At 56.2% G+C, this 24,581-nt stretch carries 22 protein-coding genes; 3 read left to right on the top strand and 19 right to left on the bottom strand.

The features are described 5' to 3' along the window. Positions 1-166 precede the first annotated feature (166 nt). The 12 genes from AQ1_RS13380 to AQ1_RS13325 form a co-directional block, all read right to left on the bottom strand. Entirely contained in the window at positions 167-580 is a 414-nt protein-coding gene (locus AQ1_RS13380) for a helix-turn-helix domain-containing protein (protein ID WP_390624366.1), read from the bottom strand. A 141-nt stretch (positions 581-721) separates the two neighbouring features. After that, positions 722-2,362: an apolipoprotein N-acyltransferase gene (gene lnt / locus AQ1_RS13375; RefSeq protein WP_161760625.1), complete on the bottom strand. Its 1,641-nt coding sequence runs from the start codon at positions 2,360-2,362 to the stop codon at positions 722-724. A 7-nt stretch (positions 2,363-2,369) separates the two neighbouring features. Next, positions 2,370-3,239 carry a hemolysin family protein gene (locus AQ1_RS13370; RefSeq protein ID WP_042088149.1) on the bottom strand — a complete coding sequence of 290 codons (870 nt, stop codon included), beginning with the start codon at positions 3,237-3,239 and terminating at the stop codon, positions 2,370-2,372. After that, on the bottom strand, positions 3,236-3,934 hold the full coding sequence (gene ybeY / locus AQ1_RS13365; protein WP_052371296.1) for an rRNA maturation RNase YbeY: 699 nt from the start codon (positions 3,932-3,934) through the stop codon (positions 3,236-3,238). Before ybeY ends, AQ1_RS13370 begins: the two co-directional genes overlap by 4 nt. 6 nt (positions 3,935-3,940) lie before the next feature. Next, the gene (locus AQ1_RS13360; protein WP_462687149.1) at positions 3,941-5,059 is read right to left on the bottom strand and encodes a PhoH family protein; all 1,119 of its coding nucleotides are present in this window, start codon (positions 5,057-5,059) and stop codon (positions 3,941-3,943) included. Between the two features lie 28 nt (positions 5,060-5,087). Beyond that, entirely contained in the window at positions 5,088-6,548 is a 1,461-nt protein-coding gene (miaB, locus tag AQ1_RS13355) for a tRNA (N6-isopentenyl adenosine(37)-C2)-methylthiotransferase MiaB (protein WP_052371295.1), read from the bottom strand. A 78-nt stretch (positions 6,549-6,626) separates the two neighbouring features. After that, on the bottom strand, positions 6,627-7,445 hold the full coding sequence (locus tag AQ1_RS13350) for a lysophospholipid acyltransferase family protein (protein ID WP_081837345.1): 819 nt from the start codon (positions 7,443-7,445) through the stop codon (positions 6,627-6,629). A gap of 72 nt (positions 7,446-7,517) precedes the next feature. Beyond that, complete coding sequence (locus tag AQ1_RS13345) at positions 7,518-7,955, bottom strand: Fur family transcriptional regulator (RefSeq protein WP_313978164.1); 438 nt, start codon at positions 7,953-7,955, stop codon at positions 7,518-7,520. Between the two features lie 159 nt (positions 7,956-8,114). Then, entirely contained in the window at positions 8,115-8,537 is a 423-nt protein-coding gene (locus AQ1_RS13340) for a Ros/MucR family transcriptional regulator (protein ID WP_042088147.1), read from the bottom strand. A 122-nt stretch (positions 8,538-8,659) separates the two neighbouring features. Beyond that, positions 8,660-9,169 (bottom strand): ribosomal protein S18-alanine N-acetyltransferase, encoded by a 510-nt coding sequence (gene rimI, locus AQ1_RS13335; RefSeq protein ID WP_081837344.1) that lies wholly within the window; start codon positions 9,167-9,169, stop codon positions 8,660-8,662. Continuing rightward, positions 9,166-9,873: a tRNA (adenosine(37)-N6)-threonylcarbamoyltransferase complex dimerization subunit type 1 TsaB gene (gene tsaB / locus AQ1_RS14760; RefSeq protein ID WP_052371292.1), complete on the bottom strand. Its 708-nt coding sequence runs from the start codon at positions 9,871-9,873 to the stop codon at positions 9,166-9,168. The genes rimI and tsaB overlap by 4 nt, the downstream gene beginning before the upstream one ends. An 11-nt stretch (positions 9,874-9,884) precedes the next feature. Beyond that, positions 9,885-10,478: a malonic semialdehyde reductase gene (locus tag AQ1_RS13325; protein ID WP_042088145.1), complete on the bottom strand. Its 594-nt coding sequence runs from the start codon at positions 10,476-10,478 to the stop codon at positions 9,885-9,887. Positions 10,479-10,606: 128 nt separating this feature from the next. On the opposite strand from AQ1_RS13325, the gene AQ1_RS13320 reads away from it, so the two are divergent. After that, entirely contained in the window at positions 10,607-11,668 is a 1,062-nt protein-coding gene (locus AQ1_RS13320; RefSeq protein ID WP_042088398.1) for a polysaccharide deacetylase family protein, read from the top strand. 12 nt (positions 11,669-11,680) lie between these two features. On the opposite strand, the gene AQ1_RS13315 is transcribed toward AQ1_RS13320, so the two are convergent. The 4 genes from AQ1_RS13315 to AQ1_RS13300 all read right to left on the bottom strand — a co-directional run bounded on the left by AQ1_RS13315 (position 11,681) and on the right by AQ1_RS13300 (position 14,864). Then, on the bottom strand, positions 11,681-12,253 hold the full coding sequence (locus AQ1_RS13315) for a NifU family protein (RefSeq protein WP_042088143.1): 573 nt from the start codon (positions 12,251-12,253) through the stop codon (positions 11,681-11,683). A gap of 114 nt (positions 12,254-12,367) precedes the next feature. Then, positions 12,368-12,883 carry a universal stress protein gene (locus tag AQ1_RS13310; RefSeq protein ID WP_042088141.1) on the bottom strand — a complete coding sequence of 172 codons (516 nt, stop codon included), beginning with the start codon at positions 12,881-12,883 and terminating at the stop codon, positions 12,368-12,370. Between the two features lie 83 nt (positions 12,884-12,966). Beyond that, complete coding sequence (gene queG, locus AQ1_RS13305) at positions 12,967-14,133, bottom strand: tRNA epoxyqueuosine(34) reductase QueG (protein ID WP_042088397.1); 1,167 nt, start codon at positions 14,131-14,133, stop codon at positions 12,967-12,969. Between the two features lie 17 nt (positions 14,134-14,150). Further along, a complete protein-coding gene (locus AQ1_RS13300) occupies positions 14,151-14,864 on the bottom strand; it encodes a glutathione S-transferase family protein (RefSeq protein ID WP_313978173.1) in 714 nt (237 codons plus the stop codon). Positions 14,865-14,992: 128 nt separating this feature from the next. Here AQ1_RS13300 and AQ1_RS13295 point away from each other — a divergent pair, with 128 nt between their 5' ends. After that, positions 14,993-15,934, top strand: coding sequence for an ABC transporter ATP-binding protein (locus AQ1_RS13295; RefSeq protein WP_042088137.1), 942 nt, complete (start codon positions 14,993-14,995; stop codon positions 15,932-15,934). Beyond that, the gene (locus AQ1_RS13290; RefSeq protein WP_042088135.1) at positions 15,934-17,526 is read left to right on the top strand and encodes an ABC transporter permease; all 1,593 of its coding nucleotides are present in this window, start codon (positions 15,934-15,936) and stop codon (positions 17,524-17,526) included. Before AQ1_RS13295 ends, AQ1_RS13290 begins: the two co-directional genes overlap by 1 nt. A gap of 97 nt (positions 17,527-17,623) precedes the next feature. On the opposite strand, the gene gltB is transcribed toward AQ1_RS13290, so the two are convergent. The 3 genes from gltB to AQ1_RS13275 form a co-directional block, all read right to left on the bottom strand. Further along, positions 17,624-22,120 carry a glutamate synthase large subunit gene (gltB, locus tag AQ1_RS13285; RefSeq protein WP_042088134.1) on the bottom strand — a complete coding sequence of 1,499 codons (4,497 nt, stop codon included), beginning with the start codon at positions 22,118-22,120 and terminating at the stop codon, positions 17,624-17,626. 75 nt (positions 22,121-22,195) lie between these two features. Next, positions 22,196-22,789, bottom strand: a complete 594-nt coding sequence (locus tag AQ1_RS14755; protein WP_052371290.1) for a DUF2059 domain-containing protein — start codon at positions 22,787-22,789, stop codon at positions 22,196-22,198. Positions 22,790-22,854: 65 nt separating this feature from the next. Continuing rightward, the gene (locus AQ1_RS13275; RefSeq protein ID WP_042088133.1) at positions 22,855-24,324 is read right to left on the bottom strand and encodes an NAD(P)-dependent oxidoreductase; all 1,470 of its coding nucleotides are present in this window, start codon (positions 24,322-24,324) and stop codon (positions 22,855-22,857) included. Between the last annotated feature and the right edge of the window lie 257 nt (positions 24,325-24,581).

Below are 24,581 nucleotides of genomic sequence, written 5' to 3'. Positions count from 1 at the left end.
ATCTATAACGAAGCCACCGCACGGGAACAAGCATAAAGAAATCTTTATATGCTTAACCCCATATCGATCTGAACAGATAAAGCGGATGAACCAACGCCAATGGCAACCAACCCAAATGCCTTGGGCGGTTGTTCTATAAACATTAAGGAAGCAAATAAAGAACCGATCAGTTCTCGCTATGGGCGATGGATTTGATCAATTCAAACATATGTTTGCGGATTTTGGGCTGAGTAATTTTATAATAGGCCCTGACCAGTTCCAATGTTTCGCGCTTGGAGAGCTGATCCGCCTCGAAAGGTTCGCTGGGCGTATCCGAAAGGCCGCGATTGGCTTTTTGCACATCATCGGGCATATCATCGAAAAAGAAAGAAACGGGCACATCAAGGATCTGCGAGAGCTTGAAAAGCCGGCTCGACCCGATCCGATTGGCGCCGCGTTCATATTTCTGGATCTGCTGAAAGGTCAGGCCCAGAGCATCACCAAGCTTTTCCTGGCTCATGCCAAGCAATGTTCGGCGAAGGCGCACGCGCGAACCAACATGAACATCAATGGGATCAGGGTTTGCTGCCACAGGGGGAATCCTTGTTATTATGTCAAATAGAATGCGAAGACGGAATTTGTCTTTAAACGCAGAACAGAGTAAAACACAACCCTAATATCGTATCAAGAAAACAGGCCATTAACACGTACTCTTGTGTTTAGCGTGAGTGCAGAATGGCGGTCAAGGTACATTCGGCTTGAATTTCAAGTAATAAAAGCCCGTAAAACGTGTATTTTTACGGATCATCAAAAGAAGAACCACTCCGATCAGGCTGATCCACAAGGGCCAATCACCGATCCGCGCATAGGTTGTTTTACCATCCAGCTTGAGGGGAAGGGCGCTATCGGTCACCCCTCTCTGGCCCAGCCTGATCTCGCTCAGAACCCGGCCCAATGGATCGACCACGGCGCTGATCCCGGTACCCGCCGAACGCAGCAAAGGCAATCCCTGCTCCACCGCCCGCATCCGGCTTTGGGCAAAATGCTGATGCGGGCCAGAGCTCATCCCAAACCACGCATCATTGGTGATATTCACCAGCAAGCCGGCCTCGCCCCCCCGGGGGCGCACCGCACCGGGGAAAATAACCTCATAACAGATCAGCGGGCTGATCAGCGGCAGGCCTTCGATGCTTAGGGTTTGCGGCCCAGGGCCTTTGGATATATCAAACATCCCCCCTGCGATTTTCTCCAGACCCAGCGCCGATAATAGCCCCCGCGCTGGGAGATATTCACCAAAAGGCACCAGATGATGCTTATCATAAACGCCCGGCAGACCGCCCTTGGAATCAAAGGCGAATAAGGAATTATAGGCGTTTTGCCCGGCATCGGGGCTTGTTTCCACACGCAGCGATCCGGCGAGCAAAATCCCATCATCGGGCAGCATCCGCGCCACCAGCGCCCGGCCTCCGGGGGATCGATCAAAAAAAGGATCGGTGATCGCGGTTTCCGGCCAGACCACCAAAAGCCGCCCTTCGGGGGGGGGCAGGCCATCGCTCAAGGCCAGATAATCGGCGAAATGCGACCGCCGCAAAGCCCGATCCCATTTCTGCTTTTGGGGAATATTGGCCTGCACCAGCCGCACTGTGATGGTGCCATCGCGTTTGGTGGGATGCTGATCCAGCCGCCACATCCCATAGCCGCCCCAGATGATCAGCAAAACCAGCATCAAAGCCGGATAAAGCCACAGCCTGCTGCCCCGAAAGCGCGGGCTGAACCCCAAGGGGGCCAAAATCAGCATCATTGTTAAAATACCAAGGCCATAAGGGCCGATCAGCGCCAAAGGCTGCATCATCGGGGTCCAGACGGTCCAGATGGCCGAGATCGGATTCCATGGAAAACCGGTGAAAAGATGCCCCCGCAGCCATTCCATCAGGATAAAAATGATGGCAAAAAACACCAGACCCAGCGGGCCTTTAGGGGCAAACCGCCAACTGAGCGCGGCCGCCAAGGCCGGATAAAGGGCCAAAAACGCCGCCAAAAGCAAAACCGCCGGGGGCCCCATCGCATCAGGCACCGATGGCTGATTGGCAAAGCTTTGAACGATCCACCGCAGGCCAATGGCAAAGGCGCCAAAGCCAAAAAACCAGCCATCGATAAAGGCGCCACGCCCCCGATCCGCCCCCATCACAATCAGCAAAAACAGGGGAAAACTGATCCATAAAACGGGCAGAATATAAAAGGGGGCAAAAGCAAAACTGCTGATCGCCCCCAATAAAAACAAAACGGCCCATCGCCCCATACGCCGCTTCAAAAAAGCCCGGTGCAGCAACGACCCAATATGGGCAAATCGGCTCCCGGCAGGCCCCGGATCAACCCGCGCCATAAGCTGATCATGCATGGCGCGAGAGTGCGTTTTTGGGGGTGAAGATCCGCAGCTTCAAAATCCGCCGGGGTTCGGCATCCACCACTTCAAAACGAACGCCGGATTCATGCTTGATCCGCTCGCCGATCTGCGGCACCCGCCCCGCCAGGGAAAAGACCAGACCCCCCACCGTATCCACATCTTCCCAGCGTTCATCGGTGAGATCGATATCGATGGTTTTTTCCAGGTCCTCCAAGGACAAGCGCGCATCGGCATCGAATTTGCCTTCCCCCAAAGGCCGGATCAGAACCGGCTCTTCGGTATCATGCTCATCTTCGATATCACCCACGATCTGTTCCACCAGATCTTCGATGGTGACAAGGCCATCGGTGCCGCCATATTCATCAACGATCACCGCCATATGAATCCGGCTCGACCGCATCTTTGCCAGCAAATCCATGGCCCGCATGGATGGGGCCACAAATAAAACCGGGCGCTGGATATCGGAGACCCGGGCCGGCTGATCGGATTGCCCGGCTTCCTTGCCATGAAGCAGGCTAAGGGCATCTTTGACATGCACCATCCCGATGATATCATCCAATGATCCCCGATAAAGGGGCAGGCGGGAATGGGCAGCCTCGGCAAACAGCTTCAAAATCTGATCGAAAGATTCCTCGATATCAACCGCCACCACATCCACCCGGGGCACCATGATATCGCGGATGCGCAGATCGCCATTCTTGAGAATATTGAACAGCATCCTGATTTCATCGGCGCCCAAAGACAACGCCCCCAGTTCATCACGATGATCTTCCAAAATGCCTTCAAGGGTTTCGCGCAGGCCGGTATCATTTCGCCCCAAACCCAATTTGCGAAAAATGGCCAGCATCGTGCTCATTGGCCCGCTCTCCCTTTATCGTCATGGGGGCCAGTATCGGCATAGGGATCGGCAATCCCCAAATCCGCCAGAATCCGGCGCTCCAGGGCTTCCATGATGCTCGCCTCATCATCTTCTTGATGGTCATAGCCCAAACAATGCAGCACCCCATGCACCACAAGATGGCTGAGATGATCGCTAAAATCTTTACCCTGCGCCAAAGCCTCGGCCGTCATCACCCCATCCGCTAAAATCAGATCGCCCAGCATCAGGGGCATGCCCGGAGGCGTGGCGGCAAAGGCGGCCGCCAGATCATCGGCCTCGAAAGCGGGAAAGGATAAAACATTGGTGGGGCCGCTTTTGCCGCGATAATCGGCATTGAGCCGGGCCACCCGCTGATCATCAGCCAGTTCCACCGCCAATTCCACCATCATCCCCCGTGCCTGATCGGGGGCCAAGGATGCGAGACAAGAGTGCAGATCGGGGCGACCGGCGATCCCGCCCCTGAGCGCGGCTTTTGCCGCCTTATGGCATAAGCTTATAGGGGATGGGGCCCCATCGGCTGGGCCTTGCCCCGCTATGGGCAGGCGATCTATTGACCAATCACCGCTGGTGATGGCCACATCGATCCGGGCCCCATCAATGATCGTGTGGAGGATTTTATCTTTGGCAACGACCGGGCCGCTGCCGGCGGGACTGGACGGGTCATCAGGCATCAAATATCACGATCCGATTTTGGGCGCTTGGGCGCTTTGGCGTTCATAGGCGGCAACGATCCGGGCAACCAGAGGATGGCGCACCACATCTTTTTCCGTGAAGCGGATGACGGCAATGCCTTCGACATCTTCGAGAATAGCAAGGGCACTCATCAATCCGCTTTGGGTGTGGGGGGGCAGATCGACCTGACTGGGATCGCCGCAGATCATCATATGGGAATTTTCCCCAAAACGGGTGAGGAACATCTTCATCTGCACCGGCGTGGTATTTTGCGCCTCATCCAAAATCACACAGGCATTCGCCAAAGTGCGGCCCCGCATATAGGCGAGGGGGGCCACTTCGATCTGCCCTGATAACAGGCGTTTTTCCACCTGATCGGCAGGCATCATATCATATAGGGCATCATAAAGCGGGCGCAGATAGGGATCGACCTTTTCCTTCAGATCACCGGGCAGAAAACCCAGATTTTCCCCCGCCTCAACCGCCGGACGCGACAGAATGATCCGCTCCACATCGCCAGACAGCATCCGCGATACCGCCATCGCCACCGCCAGATAGGTTTTCCCGGTTCCCGCCGGGCCGATGCCAAAGGTCATCAAGGTGGATTGAAGGGCCGCCATATAGCGTTCCTGCATGGGCGAACGCGGCTGAATAATGCGATTGCGGGTATTGATCCGCACGCCGCCCCCCGCATCCGCCCCACCGCCCGGCATGGGCTTTTGCGACGGGGATGCCGCCTTTGGCCCGCCTCCCGCATCCACAAGACCGGGAGATCCGCCCATCATGCGCACTGTTCCATCAAGATCGCCCTGTTCAAGGATTTCACCCCGCTCCAAACGCTGATAAAGCGCTTGCAGCACCTGAGCGGCCATTTCGCAAGCGCCGGGAGCGCCCGTGATCAAAAGCCGATTGCCACGGTTGACGATAACAACATCAAGGGTTTGCTCGATTCGGGCAAGATGCCGATCATGCGGCCCATAAAGTGCGGCGAGCAGCCTGTTATTCTCTAAATCCAATATCACCCGGGCCGCATCATCCTGGCCGGGCGCATGGGCGCGGGCCTGTTCCTGCTGCATCCGGTTTTTGCGGATCTGAACTTTTTGCACCTCTGTCAGACTGCTCAATCGACCTCCATGCCTTTTTCTGCCGGCTTCAGATCTGCCTGCCGCGCAGGCTGTTGGGTCCGGCGGATTGAATGTCAACCATCATAAGCCGACCAATATGATCACTGTATGACTGTGATGCCTGTTCGTCCAGAGGGCCATTTGCCCCCAAGGCATGCAGATCCACATGTACAGATTGATTATAAGGGCTGCGACCCAGCAACTGGCCCGGCATTTTGCCCGGGCGTTCGAGCAGAACCGCCATTGTCTGGCCCACGGATTTTTGATTGAAAGCAAGCTGCTGTTCATTGAGCAGGGCCTGCAAGGCGGCCAGCCTTTCGATTTTCACCTCTTCATCCACCTGATCTTCGATGATGCTGGCCGGTGTGCCGGGGCGGGGGCTGTATTTAAAGCTATAGGCCTGCGCATAAGACACCCGGCGCACCAGATCGAGGGTGGCGGCAAAATCCGCATCAGTTTCACCGGGGAATCCGACGATGAAATCGCCTGATAAGGCAATATCGGGGCGGGCGGCCCGCAGTTTTTCGATGATCGCCAGATAATCTTCCGCCCGATGCTGGCGGTTCATTGCTTTCAGAATACGATCAGAACCCGATTGCACCGGCAGATGCAGATACGGCATCAAAACATCGAGGCTGGCATGGGCAGCGATCAGATCATCACTCATATCCCGAGGATGGCTGGTAGTATAGCGCAAGCGGGCAAGGCCATCAATCTCGTTCAAGGCCGCTAAAAGCCCGGCCAGGCTTTCACTGCGCCCATCCACCTTCAAGCCATGATAGGCATTGACATTCTGACCCAAAAGCGTGATTTCGCGCGCGCCACCGTCCACCAAACGCCGGGCTTCATCGATGATCGCCTGCACCGGGCGCGAAACTTCAGACCCACGGGTATAGGGAACCACGCAAAAAGTGCAGAATTTATCGCAGCCTTCCTGCACGGTGAGAAAAGCCGTGGGGCCCTTATGCCCACTTTTCCCCGGCAGATGATCGAATTTATCTTCGGCAGGGAAATCGGTATCGAGCACCCGCACAGTCTGGCCCCGCGCCCTTTGTTCATCGGCACGGCTGATCATATCCGGCAGGCGGTGATAGGTTTGCGGCCCAAAGACCATATCCACAGCCGGTGCCCGGCGGATAATCTCCGCGCCTTCGGCCTGCGCCACACAGCCGGCAATGGCGATATACATGCCCTTGCCCGCCCGGGTGCGCTCGATTTTCAAGCGTTTCAAGCGGCCGACTTCAGAAAACACCTTTTCCGCCGCCTTTTCGCGAATATGGCAGGTGTTCAAAATCACCAGATCAGCCTCATCGGGCTGATCAACCGGCACGAAATGACGGGATGCCAAAGCATCGGCCATGCGCTGGCTGTCATAAACATTCATCTGACAGCCATAGGTTTTGATATAGACAGTGCGCGGGCTTTCATCCCCTGATTGGGATGCCGCATCAGGGGGAGACGCCGGGGATATGTTCTGTTCAATATTCATGATGCGCCTATGGACGAAAACCGCCCCCTATTGCAAGAAAAAGCCGCCATCCCCCACGACCCAAGCCAAAAAAGAGGATCAGCCAAGTCGCCCGCTATTGGCATCTGCCAAGCCTTTGGAGACGGTTTCATGACAAAGCCGGGCCAGGTCTTTGCGGCTGAGGGATGGGTCTAATCTGATGGGCGGATGGAACTGGATCACCGCCCTGATTGTCCCCAAACGCAAAATCTGCCAGATATGGCTTGTGAGTTCCATATCGCCATACCACCCGATCAAAGGCCGCATGGAACGCGAAATGGGCATCCCATTAATGGTGGTATAGGCGATGGTCACACATTGAATATTGAGATCATCAATATCCTGAGCCACCGAAAACAATGCGGATTTAAATGGCTTGACGCTGGTTCCATCGGTTGATGTGCCCTCGGCAAACAAAATCAGCTTATCGCCCGAGGCCAATCGAGAGCTGATTTCATTGCGCTGATCCATGCTGCTACGGGGCCGCCCGCGATCCACAAAAACCGAACGATAAAGCCGGGCCATCAGGCTGATGCCACCCCAGCCTTCCACCTCGCTTTTGGCAATGAAAGCGGCATGGCACTGGCCGCCGATGATCGGAATATCCAGCCATGAAATATGATTGGACACGAGCAAAAGCGGGCCTTTGGCCTCACGCCCGCGCACTTCGGTTTTCACCCCGATCAGGCGGCTGATCAGATGGCTGAGGCTGCGCGGCAGAAAACACCAGCGCGAGGGCAGAAAGCGCAGCACGAACATTTGCATCGGAATGGCAAGACAACAGCTTAATACGATAGCCACCAGAGCGAGCGCCGCCCCGGGATGAAATGACAAAGTGCCCCGAAGTTCTCGCAAGGTCCGCACTTCGGTGGTCGTCATATCATAGCCCCCGGCAGGGGCCTGCCGCTCGGCTGGGGCGCGATCAGTTGGGGCAAAGGTCAGGGCAATTCCTCATGCATTATCTTTGCGCGACAAGGGCACAGCATAAAGCTCCATCCGATGATCCACCAGCTTATAACCCAGCTTGCGCGCCACCTCCTGTTGCAGCCGTTCGATCTCTTCATTATGAAATTCAACAACCTGGCCTGTTTCCAGATCGATCAGATGATCATGATGCTCGTCGCTCACCGGCTCATAGCGCGAACGGCCATCGCGAAAATCATGGCGCTCTAAAATCCCCGATTCCTCGAACAGGCGGACCGTGCGATACACCGTGGCGATAGAGATTTTATCATCCACCGCTATCGAGCGGCGATAAACCTCTTCCACATCGGGATGATCGGTGGCATCGCTCAAAACCCGGGCGATCACGCGCCTTTGATCAGTCATGCGCATCCCCTTTTCGACACATTTCTGTTCGATATCGGGCTGCTGCTCATCCATCATCATCTCTCCGATTCCTGCCCTAGCAGGGACAAACACCATTATCTTCGTGCTTATATAGCGATATTTTCACCATCGTGACAGGCTTTGAAAGCCGAAAAGCAAAAACTTCTCGTCAGATTTTCCATCAGACCGCCGAAAAAGGCATCCGCTTCTGTTAAAGGATCAGGATTTGCGCCGCCGGGTGCCCAGCCCTATTTTCTTCGCCAAAGCCTGTCTTTGCTTTGCGTAATTGGGGGCCACCATGGGATAATCGGCGGGCAGGCCCCAGCGTTCGCGGTAATCTTCCGGGGTCATATCAAAGCGGGCCTTCAGATAGCGCTTGAGCATCTTGAGCTTTTTGCCATCTTCCAAACAAATCACGAAATCAGGGGTCACCGATTTCTTGATCGGCACCGCCGGTTCCGGACGTTCTTCGGCGACCACCGCTTCCTCTGATCCAATCGACCGCAAGGCCTGATACACATCCTCGATCAATTTTGGGAGTTCGGACACCGGGACAGAGTTGTTCGAAAGGTGAGAGACGACAATATCCGCAGTCAAGGCAAGCAATTCATCATTTTTCAAAGCCGTTACTCCCAATCTCATTTATTTTGCATAAACTTTAAAGGTTTGTGCAACAGATGCTATACAGATGAGATTGATATACGAAAATATGCGAATACTTCAAGAATTTTACGTGATGATTTTTGATTATTTTTTAAGGATGATCAATCGTTCAAGGAATATGCCATCGTCACCGCATCTTTTGCCGTTCCATTAGCCATCTTGTAATATCTGGGGCGCCGGCCCACCATTTTGAAGCCCGATTTGTTATATAAGGCCCGCGCTGCCTCATTGTCTTCGCGGACTTCGAGAAACAAACGCGCCATTGAGCGATTGCGGCACAAATGGATCAGATGCCCCACCAAAGCATGGGCCACGCCCGACCGACGCTGGGGATCGGCCACGGCCAGGGATAATAATTCACATTCATCAGCGGCAAAACGGGCAAGGCCATAGCCCAAAGGCTGATCATCCCGGCTGGCAATGAGGGCCAGCGTCCCCGGCATCCGCAAAACCTCGCACAGATCGGTATGGCTCCAGCGCTCCCCGCTGCCGGGGGGGAAACAGGCCTGATGCAGGGCAAAGACGATATCCGCGCCCTCGATCCCCGTTTTCAGGACCATCAGATCCGATGGCTTCACATCATCTGGCACATCATCGGTTCGCATGGTCATGATCGCTCCAGATGGGTGAGACCGGGCCGCGCGCTGAGGGTGGCATCGGGCGGGCGCAGATAAAGAGGCGTGGGCGGTTGGAGCCGGGTTCCGGGTGCCCCCCCTTTGATGCGCTGGCGCGCCAGCGCTGCCAAAGATGCCGCCAAAGCTGCGGGTGTTTGGGCCATTTGGGCATGGGGCAAAACCGCCTTCAACGCCGCCGCCCCGCTCCCCACCAAAAGCCCCGAAAAGCCCTGATAATCCCGCGCCATTGCCGCCCCGTCGCTGACTTTGGGGTCTGCTTGCGCAACCCCTGCCGCATCATAGGCCTGCACATAAAGCTGATCGCCCCGGGCCGCAATGGCCGCCAGAATGGGCAAGGCTTCAGCCGCTGGCAAACGGCGATCACAAGCGGCAAAGGCCAAAACTTCCAATGTGCCAAAGCCATGAAGGGGCAGGTCCAAAGCCAGCGCCAGCCCCCGCGCCGCCGCAATGCCGATGCGCACCCCGGCAAAGCTGCCCGGACCGGTGGTGACGGCCAGATGGCTCAAATCCGACAGCGCCACCGCATGGGCGCCCATCAGATCCGCGATCATCGGCAATAAGGCTTCAGCCTGACCCCGGCGCATGGCCCGGCTGGCCAGAAAGGGGGCCCGATGGGGAGGATCAAGCGGGCACAATGCCAGTGAACACTGATCGGCCCCGGTATCAAAAGCCAGCAACAAAGGCGCGATCCTTATAGAATGCGGCAAGCCTCATCAAAGGCAAGACGCGGGCTGCGGGGATATAGCTCTTCTTCGCTGCCATGGCCCAAAGCGCAGATGAAATTTGAAACCCATTGGCCATCGGGGAAAAAATCAGCATCAAGGCCCGCCTGATCAAAGCCGCTCATCGGCCCGCAATCAAGGCCCAAAGCCCGCGCCGCCAGCATCAGATAAGCGCCTTGCAAGGTGGCATTGCGAAAAGCCGTGCTCTGTGCCACCTCTGCATCATGGGCAAACCAGTTGCGCGCATCGGGATTATGGGGAAATAATTGCGGGATTTTATCATAAAACTGCCGATCCCATGCGATGATCACAATGAGGGGGGCTTGTTCAACCTTCACCCGATTGCCTACAATCACATGCTCCATCAACCGTGCTTTGGCTTCTTGGCTTTTCACGAACACAAAGCGCGCCGGAGAACAATTGGCGCTGGTGGGCCCATATTTGAGCAGATCATAAAGGGCCCCGACCGTTTCATCCGAAACAGATTTCGCCTGCCAGCGATTATACGAACGGGCCGTGCGAAACAAGGTATCGAGGGCGGCATCAGACAAGGTCGCGCTCAAGGGGCTCTCCTTTTAACTCGGCTTTCAAAAATATCGGACATAAAGTGACCATGATCACATATCACAGCCATCATCAAGATTACGGGCTTTTTAGCCGCATCCCATGGGGCTTGGCAAATCGTTCTCTGATGAGATGTCGCACCATCCTCTGCGCTCTGTGGCTTGCGGCCATCTTCGGCCATTCTGCTCTGGCCGCATCCGAAAAGCCACGCGATCTGGCCGCTGCCGATCAGCTGGATGCGGTGATCATGATCTATCATCGCTTTGGCGAGGATGGCATCCCCCTCACCAATATCCGCACCGATCAATTCAAATTCCAGCTCGATGAACTGGTTGCGGGCGGTTATTCCGTTCTGCCGTTGTCCGAGATCTTCAGCGCCTTTCAAAGCGGGCGGGCGCTGCCTCAAAAAACTGTCGCCATCACCATCGATGATGCCTATCAATCCTTTGCCACCACCGGCTGGCCGATGCTGAAAGACCGTGGCTTTCCGGCCACGCTTTTTGTTGCCACCGATCCTGTGGATCAGGGCTTACCCGGTTATCTCACATGGGATGCGCTGCGCGCTCTTGCCGCTGATGGGGTTGCGATCGGCCATCATGGGGCCGCGCATATGCATATGGTGGATGAAGGGGTGGAGGCTGCCCGGGCCGATATTCTGCGCGCCAGTGATCGGTTTCGCGAAGAATTAGGGGCCGTGCCCGAACTTTTTGCCTGGCCCTATGGCGAATATGGACCCGATCTGGAATCCATGTTGCGTGAGATGGGGTTCAAAGGTGCGATGGCGCAATATTCCGGTGTGGCGGCCGCGTGGGACAGTCAATTTTCCCTGCCGCGATTTCCCTTCAACGAAAATTATGCAACCGAAGAACGCTTTCGTTTGATCGCCCCGGCGCGCGCCCTGCCAATATCCGATGTCGTGCCCCGGGGGCCGATCCTGCAACCAGATAGCCCCGCACCCGCCTATGGCTTCAGCCTGATGATGGATATCCCAGGCCTTTCAGCCTTGGCCTGCTATCCCAGCCACAGCCAGCAGGCCCGGATCGAAAATCTGGGCAATCGCCGGATCGAGGTTCGGATCGACGAGCCCTTTCCCCCCGGGCGGAGCCGAATCAACTGCACCCTGCCGGGACCCGAGGGCCGCTGGTTTTGGCTGGGGAAATTTTTCTATGTACCCGGCAGCCCGGATTGAAAGCTTTGCTGGCTATACGGCCAAAGCCCGTACTTCGGTGATTTCCGGGATATAATAGCGCAGCAGATTTTCGATCCCCTGTTTCAAGGTCATGGTTGAGCTGGGGCAGCCCGCACAGGCGCCTTGCATATGCAGATAAACAACGCCTTCTTTAAAGCCGTGATAGGTAATATCGCCGCCATCGCGGGCCACCGCCGGGCGTACCTTGGCATCAAGCAGTTCCTTGATCTGATTGATGATTTCATCATCCGCCGGATCGCTTTCCATCTCGGCCGGGCCGCCGGTACGGGGGGCATCAGCATCAAGGAGCACCGGCGCACCCGAGGTGAAATGCTGCATCACCACCGCCAGAATATCCGGCTTCAACGCCGACCATTCATGGCTGTCGTTTTTGGTGACGGTGATGAATTCGGTCCCCAGAAAAACCGCCTCCACACCCGAAACTGCAAACAGGGCTTCCGCCAAAGGTGAGGCTTTGGCTTTATCAGGATCGGTGAATTCCGCTGTTCCGTCTTCAAGAACGGTGCGCCCGGGCAAAAACATCAGGGTCGCGGGATTGGGGGTTTGTTCGGTTTGAATAAACATGAAACATCCTCGTGATCAGCGCCACCCGGGGGCAGCACCCTATGGGTTCCCTGCTTATGTGGCGTCAAAGCCAGCCAAGGTCAAGTAATTCAGACTATATCCGTCGTGATTTATTCAAACAAGGCGGTCGATGCTCTCGGGGTCAAGGCTGCCGGGCACGATCACCACCGGGCAAGGCAGGCCAGCCACCAGAGGGCCGGAAAAATAATCCACCAAAGGCCCGGGCTCGCCCCCGGGGCTTGCGGCCAGAACCAAAGCGAATAAATCCTGACGTTCCTTGATGAATTGATATAATTCTTCTTTGGGCTGGCCTTCACGCACGATGATTTCCGGCTTTACCCCGGAATAGGCATAAATGCCCGCCGCCACATCTTCAAGCATCGCCCGGGCTTCAGCTAGGGCTTCATCGCGCATCCGATCCGCCACCGCCATCCAATGCTGGAAATCGGCCGGCGCCACAGCATGAAACAGGATGATGCCACCCCCCACGATATGCCCGGCACGGCCCGAGGCAAAGCGAATGGCCAGCCGCGTTTCTTCGCTTTCATCCACCACCACCACAAAATTGCGGGGCCGATCTTCGATCGGGCCAAGGGGGGGATCATTTTTGATGTTGATGCTGTTTGCCATAAGCCGATGGTGGCAAGCCCGATGCCATGATGCAAGAGCATAACATCAGTGCCCTTAAAGAAAAGGATCCATCAAAGCGTGCTTCACGGGGCCTGATCCAAAGACCGGGAATCGAGCCGCGCCCATTCCCTGATGACATCTTGATCCGTTTCCCGGGGCCGATGGGTGCGTTTGGCCGCTTTGATCTGATGCTCATCCCCCAGCCGACCCAGTGCCCAGATTGCCATGGCCCGCACCAAAGGGGATGGATCATCCAGCCTGCGATGGATCACCGGCAGATGCGCGGGGTTTGCTGAATTGCCGATGGCGATCAGCACATTGCGGACAAAACAATCGCGGCCGGTGCGTTTGATCGGCGATCCGGCAAAAACCGTGCGAAAAGCGGCATCATCAAGCTCGGCGAGATCGGCGAGATCAGGGGCGCTCAGCTCGGGCCGGGGAAAAAACGCCGGATCATTGGTTTTATGGGCGTATTTATTCCATGGGCACACTGCCAAACAATCATCGCAGCCATAGATGCGATTGCCCATGGCGGGGCGCAGATCGGCATCGATATGGCCTTTATATTCAATGGTGAGATAAGAAATGCAGCGCCGCGCATCAAGCTGATAAGGGGCGGGAAAAGCTTTGGTGGGGCATATATCAAGGCACCGGCGGCAGCTTCCGCAATGATCCTTGATCGGCCCATCGGTGGGCAAGGCCAGATCGGTGAAAATCGCCCCCAAGAAAAGCCAGTTACCCAGATCGCGGGAAATCAGATTGGTGTGCTTGCCCTGCCAGCCCAGCCCGGCGGCGGCGGCCAGCGGCTTTTCCATCACCGGTGCGGTATCCACAAACAGCTTCAGGGCGCAGCCGGTCTGTTCCACCAGCCAGCGGGCCAGCATCCGTAGCCGGGTTTTGATCAGATCATGATAATCCTTATTGCGGGCATAAACCGAAATGGTGCCCTGATCGGGCCAGCCAAGCTGATCAAGGGGATCATGGGCCGGGCCATAATTCAGCCCCAGCATGATGACCGATCGCACCTCGGGCCACAGGGCTTTGGGATGGCGGCGGCGGTCGGCTTTTTCGGCCATCCAGCCCATCTCGCCATGGCGGCCAAGGGCCACGAACCGCAGCAGATGCACGCCCGCCTTTTCCACCCCATCGGGATCGGCAATCCCCACCGCATCAAAGCCGCTTTTAAGCGCCTGTTCGCGGATCAGGCGGCCCAGTTGGTCTGGGGTTTGTGGGCCGCCCGCCTTGGCGATATGAGGGGCCGGGGGGGTCAAAAATCGGGCCTTTCATAATGGCGGGGCGGGGTTAATCCGGGGATGCGATCCTGCAGGATCAGACGCAGCGAGCGGCGGGATTTCACCCGCATATACCAATCGCGCGCCGCCAGATGACGATCCCATGGAATATCGCCAAAATAATCGATGATTGAAAGATGGGCGGCGGCGCAGGCATCGGCCATGGAAAAATGGGCGCCCCCCAGATAATGTCGACGTTCGGCCAGGAAATCGATATAATTCAGATGGATACCAAGATTATGATGCGCCGATCTGATGGCCGAACTATCGGGCTCGCCCATCCGCAAAAAACGCTTCAAAAGCTTTTCATTGATCAAAAGGGCGCTGACTTCATGATCGAATTTCCCCATGAACCATCCCATCAGGCGGCGGATTTCGGCCCGTTCGATAAGATCGCCGCCGATCAAAGAATTCGGGCCTGTGGCCCCTTCCTTTGGGGGATCGCTGGCTTGCGTTAAAGGGCCATGGGCTTCATCAAGATATTCGCAAATAGCAATGCTATCGCAAAAAATATGAGTATCTTCAACCAATACAGGAACACGGCCCGCAGGGTTGAGCCGCAGGAAATCCGGCCGTCTTTCCCAGGGTTTTTCAAGGCGCAGGCGGGCTTCTAAAGATTTTTCCGCCAGAACGATCCGTACCAGCCGTGAACCGGCATCGAGCCAGCTATGATACAGAACGCGCGTCAATGCGGTCTCCATGATGGATGTTTGAAGATACTTTATAACTCAGCTTGCGTTGGCTATAGCATGTTCGTCATGACTTTGCTTTTATTCAGTCTCTGTTTTCGGCTCAGACCTTATCATCTGGAAAATCCATGGCCCCTGTCATTGCTCTATCGCATATCCAAAAATATTATGGCGATCAACTGGCTCTCGATGATCTTTCTTTGTCGGTGGAGCCGGGGGAGGTTTTTGGCTTTCTGGGTCAGAATGGCGCCGGAAAAAGCACCAGTATCCGCATTCTTTTGGGGATCATCGATCCCGATGGCGGCAGCCGTCAGGTTCTGGGGGCCCCCACCGCGCTCGAGGTCTCGCAGCGCATCGGCTATCTGCCCGAAGAACGCGGCCTTTACAAGCGGATGTCGGCGGAACGGGTGATCGCCTATCTGGGTCAGTTGAAGGGGATGGATGCGGCTTCGGCGCTGGAACAGGCCCGCATTCTGCTGCAGCGCTATGGCTTGGGTGAAGCCGCTAAAAAGCGGGTGCAACAATTATCGAAAGGCATGGCCCAAAAGGTGCAGGTGCTGTCCACTTTGGTCCATGATCCCGATCTTCTGATTCTGGATGAGCCTTTTTCCGGTCTTGATCCGGTCAATCAACAGGTTCTGGAAGGCCTTGTGGGCGATATGAAGCGCGCGGGCAAGACGATCTTATTTTCCACCCATGTGATGCAGCATGCCGAGCGTTTATGTGATCGGGTCTGCATCATCGCCCATGGCCGCGATGTGTTTACCGGTACCGTGGCCGAAGCCCGCGCCCTGTTGCCATCCCGCATGATCCTGCGCACGGCGGATGATATTGCGCCCCTGAAGGCTTTGCCTGAGGTGGGGCAGATCAGCGCCATCCGCCAAGCTGGGGCGCTGGTGGATTATGAAATTGAAACGCTGAGCCATCTGTCTGTTGAGCGATTGGTGGCCTTTTGCGCGGAAAAGGCTATCGGCATTGATTATTTCACGATGATCGAGCCGAGCCTGCATGATGTTTTTGTTCATTTGGTGGGGGATGATCAAAACCGTCCCTTGGGGGATGTTGCCTGATGATGCGGTCGATCACGCTGATTGCGCGCCATGAATTCATTGAAGCGGTGCGCAGCAAAAGTTTTTTATTCTCGCTGTTTTTAATCCCCGCAATGATGGCGGTGGGGATGTTTGTGCCGCGCTGGCTCGAGCAGAAAACCAGCATTGTGCGCAATGTGGCGGTTGAGGATATGACCGTCGATGGCCTTTATGGGGCGGCGATCCGGCAGGCTTTGGAGCGGGCTGAAGCCAAGGAAGCCCTGGCCGATATCACCTCTTATGTGCGGGCCTATGCCTATCCGGAATATAAAACCGCGCGCGGGCTTGATCCTGAAAAAGTGCCGCCCTTATTGCTTAAACGCCGCAGCGATATGACCGATGCCGATGCCGATGCCTATCTGGAGAATGGCGGTTTGGCCTGGGCCATCAATATCGCCATGCCTTTTGTAAAACCCGGATCGCCACCGCCGGTTCTGGAGCCATCTAATTTACGGCTGGTGGATCTTCCGCCATCGATCGATCGCGCAGCCCTGCGCACGGCCCCTGCCGATGCCCTGCGCCCTTGGTTAAAAGGGGAGCAGCGACTTCAAATGGACGAGGGGGCGGATGAAAAGCTTCATGCGGTGATGCTGATCCAGCCCGATGCCCGGCCCGTGGCCCCTGATAGCCTATCGGCTTTGGGCTATGGCGGGGCCGATGATGTGGTGCAGCTTTGGAGCGATGGCGCCTTGAAATCGTCCCTGTCTTCGCGTTTGGAAGATGCGGTGGATGATGTGTTCCAGAAAAAAGCGCTGATCGGCTTTCTTGGGGATGAAGGGGTTTTGGAACCCTTAAGCTTTAAAGCGCCGCTGATGGAGCTGGATATTTCCGCACCCAAGGGGCGCAGCCTGACCCCGGGGGATATGATTGCGCAGTTTTTGCCTCAGGCTTTATCATGGCTTTTGATCTATTTCCTTTACATCAATATGTTCATGCTGATGTCCAACACCATGGAGGAAAAATCCAGCCGCATTATCGAGGTGCTCGTCAGTTCGGTCACCCCCAATCAGCTGATGGTGGGGAAATTGCTGGGGTCTTCGCTGGTGGCGATCACCATGTTCGCCTTTTCCATAGGAGCTTTCATCGCCGTTATCATGATGGCCGGGGGCAGCGCCTTTGTGGAATTTTCAAGCATCCTGATGGGGCTGATTGTCGGGTCTCCGATCCTGCCCGCCATGCTGATCAATTTTGTTTTGGGCTATTTTCTTTTTGCCGGGATTTTCCTCACCCTGGGGGCTTTTTGCGAAAATTCCCGGGATGTGCAGAATCTGTCTACACCCATGGTCATTTTGATGCTGGTTGTGCCTTTTGTGGTTTCGGCCTTTGCCGATGATCCCAATGGCGCAAGCGCGCGGATATTATCATGGCTGCCCTTTTTCGGGCCGTTCATGATGATGGCCCGCGCGGCGGCCGAACCGGCCTTGATCGATGTGATCGGCTCGGTGATCGTGCAATTGATCACGATTGTCGTGATTTTATGGGGATCGGGGAAGGTTTTCAGACTTGCCGTTCTGTTTAGCGGCAAGCCGCCCAAAATCAGCCAATTGCTCAGCTTTGTGCGCAGCAGTCGTTAGACTAAATCCAGAAAAGATGGCTGAGTCGTTTTTGGCGGCAAGCCAATCGCCCTGATGGTGCAGATCACGCCATCAGGGCGATTGTTTTCAGGCTGGATCAGGCGCTTTCGCGTTCCTTTTCATCCGACAGGGGATGAGACAAGCGGTTCAGCATTTCCTTTGGCACCACCTGCCAGAAGCGATTCAGGCTTTCTTTCCAATTGCTCAGCAGCATGGCCGCATGGCGGCTGTCGGTGGCGGTCAGATGCTGTTCGATCAGGTTCTGCAAATGCGCTTCCCAATGGGCAGATTGAATGCGGGTGGCGATCACCGTATCCTGATTGAGATGGTTATCGAAATCATTACGATCATCATAGATGAAGGCCATGCCCCCGGTCATCCCGGCGGCGAAATTATCGCCCACAGAGCCAAGAATGACACAGGTGCCCCCGGTCATATATTCGCAGCCATTATCGCCGCAGCCTTCGATCACCGCTTCGGCCCCGGAATTGCGCACGGCAAATCGTTCACCCGCCTGCCCCGAGGCAAAAAGCTGTCCCGATGTCGCCCCATAAAGCACGGTATTGCCGATGATCGTATTTTCATTGCTGATCAGGGGTGATCGTGCCGGGGGCCGCACGATGATGGTGCCGCCCGATAAGCCTTTGCCCACATAATCATTGGCATCGCCAAAAACCACGAGCTTCAGCCCGCGCACTGCAAAAGCGCCAAGGGATTGCCCCGCCGAGCCTTTTAGCTGCACTGTCACATGATCGGCGGCCATCCGTTCACTCAGATTGCCCCGCACCAGATGCGCGGAAAAGCGGGTGCCCACGGCCCGATGGATATTGCGAATGGCATAGGTGAGCTGCATTTTCTCGCCGCGCTCAAACACCGGTTTGGCATCCTCGATCATTTTGGCATCAAGGGAATCGGGCACGTCATTGCGGCCAATGGTGCGGCAGATGCGTTCTTCATCAGGCGCATCCACCCTTACCAGAATGGGATTGAGATCCAGATCATCAAGGCGCGGCGAGCCCCGGCTCATCTGTTTTAAGAGATCCGAACGGCCGATGATTTCTTCAAGGGAATGGGCTCCCAGCCCGGCCAGAATTTCGCGCACATCCTCGGCCAGAAAGGTCATCAGATTGACAACCTTTTCCGCCGATCCATCAAATTTCTTGCGGAGATCCTCATCTTGGGTGCAGATGCCCACCGGGCAGGTATTGGAATGGCATTGGCGCACCATCAAACAGCCCATCGCCACCAGCGATGCCGTGCCGATGCCAAATTCCTCGGCCCCCAATAGCGCCCCGATAACGATATCGCGCCCGGTTTTCAGCCCCCCATCCACGCGCAGCTTGACCCGATGGCGCAGGCGATTAAGGGTGAGCACCTGATTGACCTCGGCCAGCCCCAGTTCCCATGGGGCACCGGCATATTTGATCGAGGTTTGCGGCGATGCGCCGGTGCCGCCTGAATGGCCGGAAATCTGGATCACATCGGCATGGGCTTTGGCCACACCGGCGGCAATGGTGCCGATCCCGGCAGAAGCCACCAGCTTTACACAAACCCGGGCCACCGGATTGATCTGCTTTAAATCATAAATGAGCTGCGCCAGATCCTCGATGGAATAGATATCATGATGGGGGGGTGGCGAAATCAGCATCACCCCGGGGGTGGCATGGCGCAATTTGGCGATCAGTTCGGTGACCTTAAAACCGGGAAGCTGGCCGCCCTCGCCGGGCTTTGCCCCTTGCGCCACCTTGATTTCGATTTCTTCGCAATTATTGAGATAATTGGCCGTGACCCCAAAGCGCCCCGAGGCAATCTGCTTGATCGGCGAATTGGCATTATCGCCATTGGCATAGGGTTTGAAGCGGCGTTCATCCTCGCCCCCTTCACCGGAAACCGATTTCGCGCCGATGCGGTTCATGGCAATGGCCAGAGTTTCATGGGCTTCAGGTGATAGCGCCCCCATGCTCATACCCGGGGTGACGAATCGCTTCCGAAGGGCCGTCACCGATTCGACATCATCAAGGCTCACCGGCTTTTTCTTGGGCACAAAATCCATCAGATCGCGCAAGTTAACCGGCGGCAGCTTGGCCAGGGCACTGGTATAATGCCGGAATTGCGAACTGGCCCCGCTGGCCACCGCCATTTGCAGCATATGGATCAGGCGGCCTTCAAAAGCATGGGTTTCCGCCCCGGCACGAAAGCGGTAAAGGCCACCGATGGGCAGGCTCGAGACATCTTCCTCAAAGGCCCGGGCATGATTGGCGCGCAGGGTTTCTTCAATCCCGGCCAGACCGATTCCGGATATTTTTGACGGCACATTGGGGAAAAATTCCGCCGCCAAAGCCCGCGACAGGCCCAATGCCTCGTAATTGCCACCGCCCCGATAGCTGGAAATCACGCTGATCCCCATTTTCGAGATGATCTTCAAAAGGCCATTATCAATGGCATCCTTCCAGTTTTTGAGGCACGCGTCATAGCTTTTGGAACCAAAAAGCCCCCGCGCAAAGCGATCATGAATGGCTTCCTGCGCCAGATAGGCATTGACCGTGGTCGCCCCCACCCCGATCAGCACCGCATAGGCATGGGTATCAAGGCAATCACAGGCCCGCACATTAAGGCTGGCAAAGGTCCGCAAGCCGCGATTGAGCAGATGCGTGTGCACGCCGCCGGTGGCCAGGATCATTGGCACCGGGGCGCGATCAGGGCCGATCTTCTCGTCGGTAAGAAAAATCTGCCCCAGCCCTGAGCGCACCGCATCCTCGGCTTCGTCGCGGATACGATCGAGCGCATCTTTCAGCGCGCCAGGCCCGGCTTTGAGGTCAAAGGTGCAATCGATGATGGTGGCTTCATTGCCCCAATAATCGAGCAGGGCCAGATATTCGCGCGAGGTAAGCACCGGGCTTTCAAGAATGAGCACATTATTTTGCGGATTATCACCATCCAGCACATTGCCAAAATTACCGAAACGGGTTTTCAGCGACATCACCCTTTGTTCGCGCAAGGGATCGATGGGGGGATTGGTGACCTGACTGAAATTTTGCCGGAAATAATGCGACAAGGGCCGATAATGCGAGGAGAGGACGGCCAAAGGCGTATCATCGCCCATCGAACCGATGGCCTCCTTACCGTCATCGGCTTGCGGGTGCAGGATCAGTTCCAGATCTTCATGGCTCAGCCCCGCTAAAAACTGACGCCGCAGCAATTCATGTTTTTCATAGCTCGCGGGTTCTGTGCTGTGCTCATCAACGATTTCATCGAAATCCTTGAAATGCCGGACCCAATGTTCAAAAGGCCGGGCATTGGCGAGGGCGTCTTTCAATTCCAGATCATGATAGAAATGGCCATCCACCAGATCGACGGCAATCATCTGCCCCGGACCTAAGCGGCCTTTTTCAATAATATTTTCCTCTTCTACCACCACCATGCCGGATTCTGATCCCACGATCAGCAGGCCATCGCGGGTGACGGTATAGCGCAGGGGGCGCAGGCCATTGCGATCAAGACCCGCCAGCGCAAACCGCCCATCATAGGCCACCAGCGCTGCCGGGCCGTCCCATGGCTCCATCACCGAATTGCAATAGGCATACATCGCGCGATGGGAATCGGGCATGGTGGTGCGCTTCGACCAGGCTTCGGGCACCAGAAGGCTTTTCGCCATGGGGGCGGAGCGGCCCGCCCGCACCAGCAATTCAAAAACCGAATCAAGGGCTGCGGAATCGGATGCGCCCTGCGGCACCACCGGCTTGATCGCTTCATCATGATCGCCAAAGGCCAGCGAGGCCATACGAATTTGATGGCTGCGCATCCAGTTGACATTGCCCCGCACGGTATTGATCTCGCCATTATGGGCGATCATCCGAAAGGGCTGGGCCAGCCACCATTGGGGGAAGGTATTGGTGGAATAGCGCTGATGATAAAGGGCAAAAGATGAAACGAATCGCTTGTCTTTCAGATCGGGATAAAACACCGAAAGCTGTTCGGCCAGAAACAGGCCCTTATAGATGATCGAACGCGCCGAAAGCGAACAGATATAAAATTCATTGATCTGGGCCGTGATCACCTCTTTTTCGATGGTGCGACGGATGACATAAAGATCACGCTCAAAGGCTTCTTCATCGAGATTTTTATCATTGGCGATCAGGATCTGTTCGATTTCGGGGCGGGTGGATTGGGCTTTCGTGCCAATCACCGAAGCATCCACAGGCACCTGCCGCCAGCCATAAATCTTGTGGCCCGCCGATAAAATGGCCCCCTCAACGATGGAGCGGCAGCGTTCCTGCGCCGATAAATCCGTGCGCGGCAAAAACACCATGCCCACAGCAATGCGCTCATCGCTTTTGATGCTTTGGCCCATGCGCTCGGCATGATCGCGGAACAGGGGCTGGGGAATTTCCAGATGAATCCCCGCCCCATCGCCGGTTTTGCCATCGGCATCCACCGCCCCGCGATGCCAAACGGCTTTGAGGGCGCTAATCCCCGATTCCACGACCCGGCGCGATGCCTTGCCATTGATGGCAGCAACCAGGCCCACACCACAGGCATCGCGTTCTTCCGATGGGTGATATAATCCGATGGCTTCAGGGGGAAGATGGGTCATGACAGGGTTTTCCTGATTTCGGTCTTGGCTTGATTGAAGGCTGGGGCTTGATTGAAGGCTGGGCCGCGGTTGATCTTAAAGCTGTGCGGGCACAGTCAGATTTTCGGCGGTCAGGCGGTTTTTGATGGCCTCCATCGCCGTCATGGCCGCCTTTTGCGACATCTGCATCCCCGCCTGCATGCTTTCCCGGGCGATAATCGGCTGTTTTTCCAAAAGCTTGGTGCCAAGGGGGGTCTGGTAAAATGCGGTCAGCACGCGAATTTCCTCGATGGTGAAATGGCGCGACCACACCGAAGCCGTGAGGGCAATCACATCGGGTTTCAAGGAGAGCATCGCCCCCGCCACTTCTTCGCGAATGATACGATCAAGCTGTTCATTCGCTTCCGGGTTTGATTCAAGAAGCAAGGGCAGAATATCTTCATTGAACAGATCGATCATCTGCGCGGCCATCGCTTCGATCTGGGTGATTTCCACCAGTTCGCGGATGGCTTCAAATTTTTCCTCATCGCTTTGGCTGGCATCCGTTTTTGCACTTTGGGCGAAAGCGGATTGGGGGCTGAAGGGGGCAAGCAGAAAAACGGCCGCCATGGCCAGCCCCAAAAGAGGGCGGCCAAAAGCTGACGAGTGATCATGAAGCTTTTGCGTGTTCAGCAGATCGGTGGAGAACATGGATATACTTTCAGTTTATTTGAAGGAACGCTTATGCTCGCGAATGGATGGCGTCTCTGCAAGCATTAACTGACCGTTTCCAAAGCAAGGCTTTGGTCATCAGCCGAGTGGGGCTTTGGCGTTCTTTTGTCTTTGAGATAACGATCAATGGCGGCGGCGGCATCCTGGCCATCGCGCACCGCCCACACCACAAGGGATGCGCCCCGCACGATATCCCCGGCAGCAAAAACCCCATCAAGGGATGTTTCAAGGGATGGTCCGCTGGTTTTAACGGTGCCCCAGCTTGTGGTGAGCAGATCAGGGGCATCGAAAGCGCTCACCAGATCTTCGGCCTCAAAACCCAAAGCCTGGATCACCAGATCGGCTTCAAGGCTGTGGCTTTGATCGGGAATGGGTTCGGGGCTGCGCCGACCGGTGGCATCGGCGGGGCCCAGACGCATTTTAGATGCCCGCACAGCGCTGACCACACGGCGACCCAGAAAGGCTTCGGGTGCGGATAGCCAGTTGAACACCACGCCTTCTTCTTCGGCATTCATCACTTCGCGCGCCGAGCCGGGCATATTCTGGCGATCCCGGCGATAAAGGCAGGTGACGCTGCTGGCCCCCTGGCGGGTGGCGGTGCGCACGCAATCCATGGCCGTATCGCCGCCGCCAATCACCACCACGCGCTTGTCTTTGGCGTTGAAGCGGCTGCTATCGGTGGCAGGCAGCTTATCGCCCAGATCGGTGCGATTGGCGCGGATCAGATAGGGCAGTGCCGGCACGATATTGCCCAGCCCCACACCGGGGGCCTTCAGCTCCCGCGCCTGATAGGTGCCGGTGGCGATCAGCACCGCATCATGGCGCTGGCGCAAGGCGCCCAAGGTGATATCGCGGCCCACATCCACATTCATGTGAAATTTAACCCCGCTTTCGATCAGGCGCTGGCCCCGCCGTAGAACAACATCCTTTTCAAGCTTGAAATTGGGAATCCCATAGATCAAAAGCCCGCCGATGCGATCATAGCGATCATAAATGGCCACCTGATAGCCCTTGCGCCGCAACCGTTCGGCACAGGCAAGCCCCGCCGGGCCCGCACCGATGATGCCCACCGATTGATCGCGCTCCAAAGGCGGGGTGATCGGCTTGATCCAGCCCCGCGCCCATGCCAGATCGGTGATATGCTTTTCCACCGCGCCGATGGTCACCGATTCAAAGCCTTTTTCGATCACGCAATTGCCTTCGCACAAACGATCCTGCGGGCAGATGCGGCCACAGATTTCCGGCATGCTATTGGTGGAGGATGAAACCGCATAGGCTTCTTCCCAGCGGCCTTCGGCAGCCAGCCGCAGCCAATCGGGGATATTGTTCTGCAAGGGGCAGTGAATCTGGCAAAAAGGCACGCCACATTGCGAACAGCGCGAGGCCTGCTCCGCAGCTTTTTCCTGCGCAAAAGCGCGATAGATTTCATCGAAATCCGTGCGTCGCTGGGGCGCCGGGCGTTTATCCGGCATGGCCTGCGCAAGAGAGACAAATTTCAGCATGCGCTCGGTCATGGCAGTTCCTTCGCTTTCTGGCGGCTTGCGATTAAAGCCGCCCCCATAAAATGCGGGGCATGTCTTGTGATTGAGATGATGCCATCAGGCCGGGCGGCTCCAGAATGAGGAAGCGCCATAGCCTTTGGTCTCGAAAAACGGATGAGACCGGGATGACCCATCAGGTGCCGATGATCATCAGGCACGATCAAGGCGAAACCGGCTACACCCCGGATCACCCTTAGTCGATGCCTGATTTGATTAAGCTATCATCAAAA

The sequence above is a fragment of the Iodidimonas nitroreducens genome, from assembly GCA_000710935.1.
GTDB classification, from domain to species: Bacteria; Pseudomonadota; Alphaproteobacteria; order Sphingomonadales; family Rhodothalassiaceae; genus Iodidimonas; species Iodidimonas nitroreducens.
Note: the sequence above shows the minus strand (reverse complement) of the source record. Positions and strands in the feature narration are given on the sequence as shown.

Coding starts and splice junctions, on each gene's coding strand:
- AQ1_RS13315 (WP_042088143.1), bottom strand. CDS start 12,253: ATGTTTATTCAAACCGAACAAACCCCCAATCCCGCGACCCTGATGTTT.
- AQ1_RS13290 (WP_042088135.1), top strand. CDS start 15,934: ATGATGCGGTCGATCACGCTGATTGCGCGCCATGAATTCATTGAAGCG.
- AQ1_RS13340 (WP_042088147.1), bottom strand. CDS start 8,537: ATGAGATTGGGAGTAACGGCTTTGAAAAATGATGAATTGCTTGCCTTG.
- gltB (WP_042088134.1), bottom strand. CDS start 22,120: ATGACCCATCTTCCCCCTGAAGCCATCGGATTATATCACCCATCGGAA.
- AQ1_RS13275 (WP_042088133.1), bottom strand. CDS start 24,324: ATGACCGAGCGCATGCTGAAATTTGTCTCTCTTGCGCAGGCCATGCCG.
- AQ1_RS13310 (WP_042088141.1), bottom strand. CDS start 12,883: ATGGCAAACAGCATCAACATCAAAAATGATCCCCCCCTTGGCCCGATC.
- ybeY (WP_052371296.1), bottom strand. CDS start 3,934: ATGCCTGATGACCCGTCCAGTCCCGCCGGCAGCGGCCCGGTCGTTGCC.
- AQ1_RS13295 (WP_042088137.1), top strand. CDS start 14,993: ATGGCCCCTGTCATTGCTCTATCGCATATCCAAAAATATTATGGCGAT.
- miaB (WP_052371295.1), bottom strand. CDS start 6,548: ATGAATATTGAACAGAACATATCCCCGGCGTCTCCCCCTGATGCGGCA.
- AQ1_RS14755 (WP_052371290.1), bottom strand. CDS start 22,789: ATGTTCTCCACCGATCTGCTGAACACGCAAAAGCTTCATGATCACTCG.
- AQ1_RS13320 (WP_042088398.1), top strand. CDS start 10,607: ATGAGATGTCGCACCATCCTCTGCGCTCTGTGGCTTGCGGCCATCTTC.
- rimI (WP_081837344.1), bottom strand. CDS start 9,169: ATGACCATGCGAACCGATGATGTGCCAGATGATGTGAAGCCATCGGAT.
- AQ1_RS13345 (WP_313978164.1), bottom strand. CDS start 7,955: ATGATGATGGATGAGCAGCAGCCCGATATCGAACAGAAATGTGTCGAA.
- AQ1_RS13350 (WP_081837345.1), bottom strand. CDS start 7,445: ATGACGACCACCGAAGTGCGGACCTTGCGAGAACTTCGGGGCACTTTG.
- AQ1_RS13370 (WP_042088149.1), bottom strand. CDS start 3,239: ATGAGCACGATGCTGGCCATTTTTCGCAAATTGGGTTTGGGGCGAAAT.
- lnt (WP_161760625.1), bottom strand. CDS start 2,362: ATGGCGCGGGTTGATCCGGGGCCTGCCGGGAGCCGATTTGCCCATATT.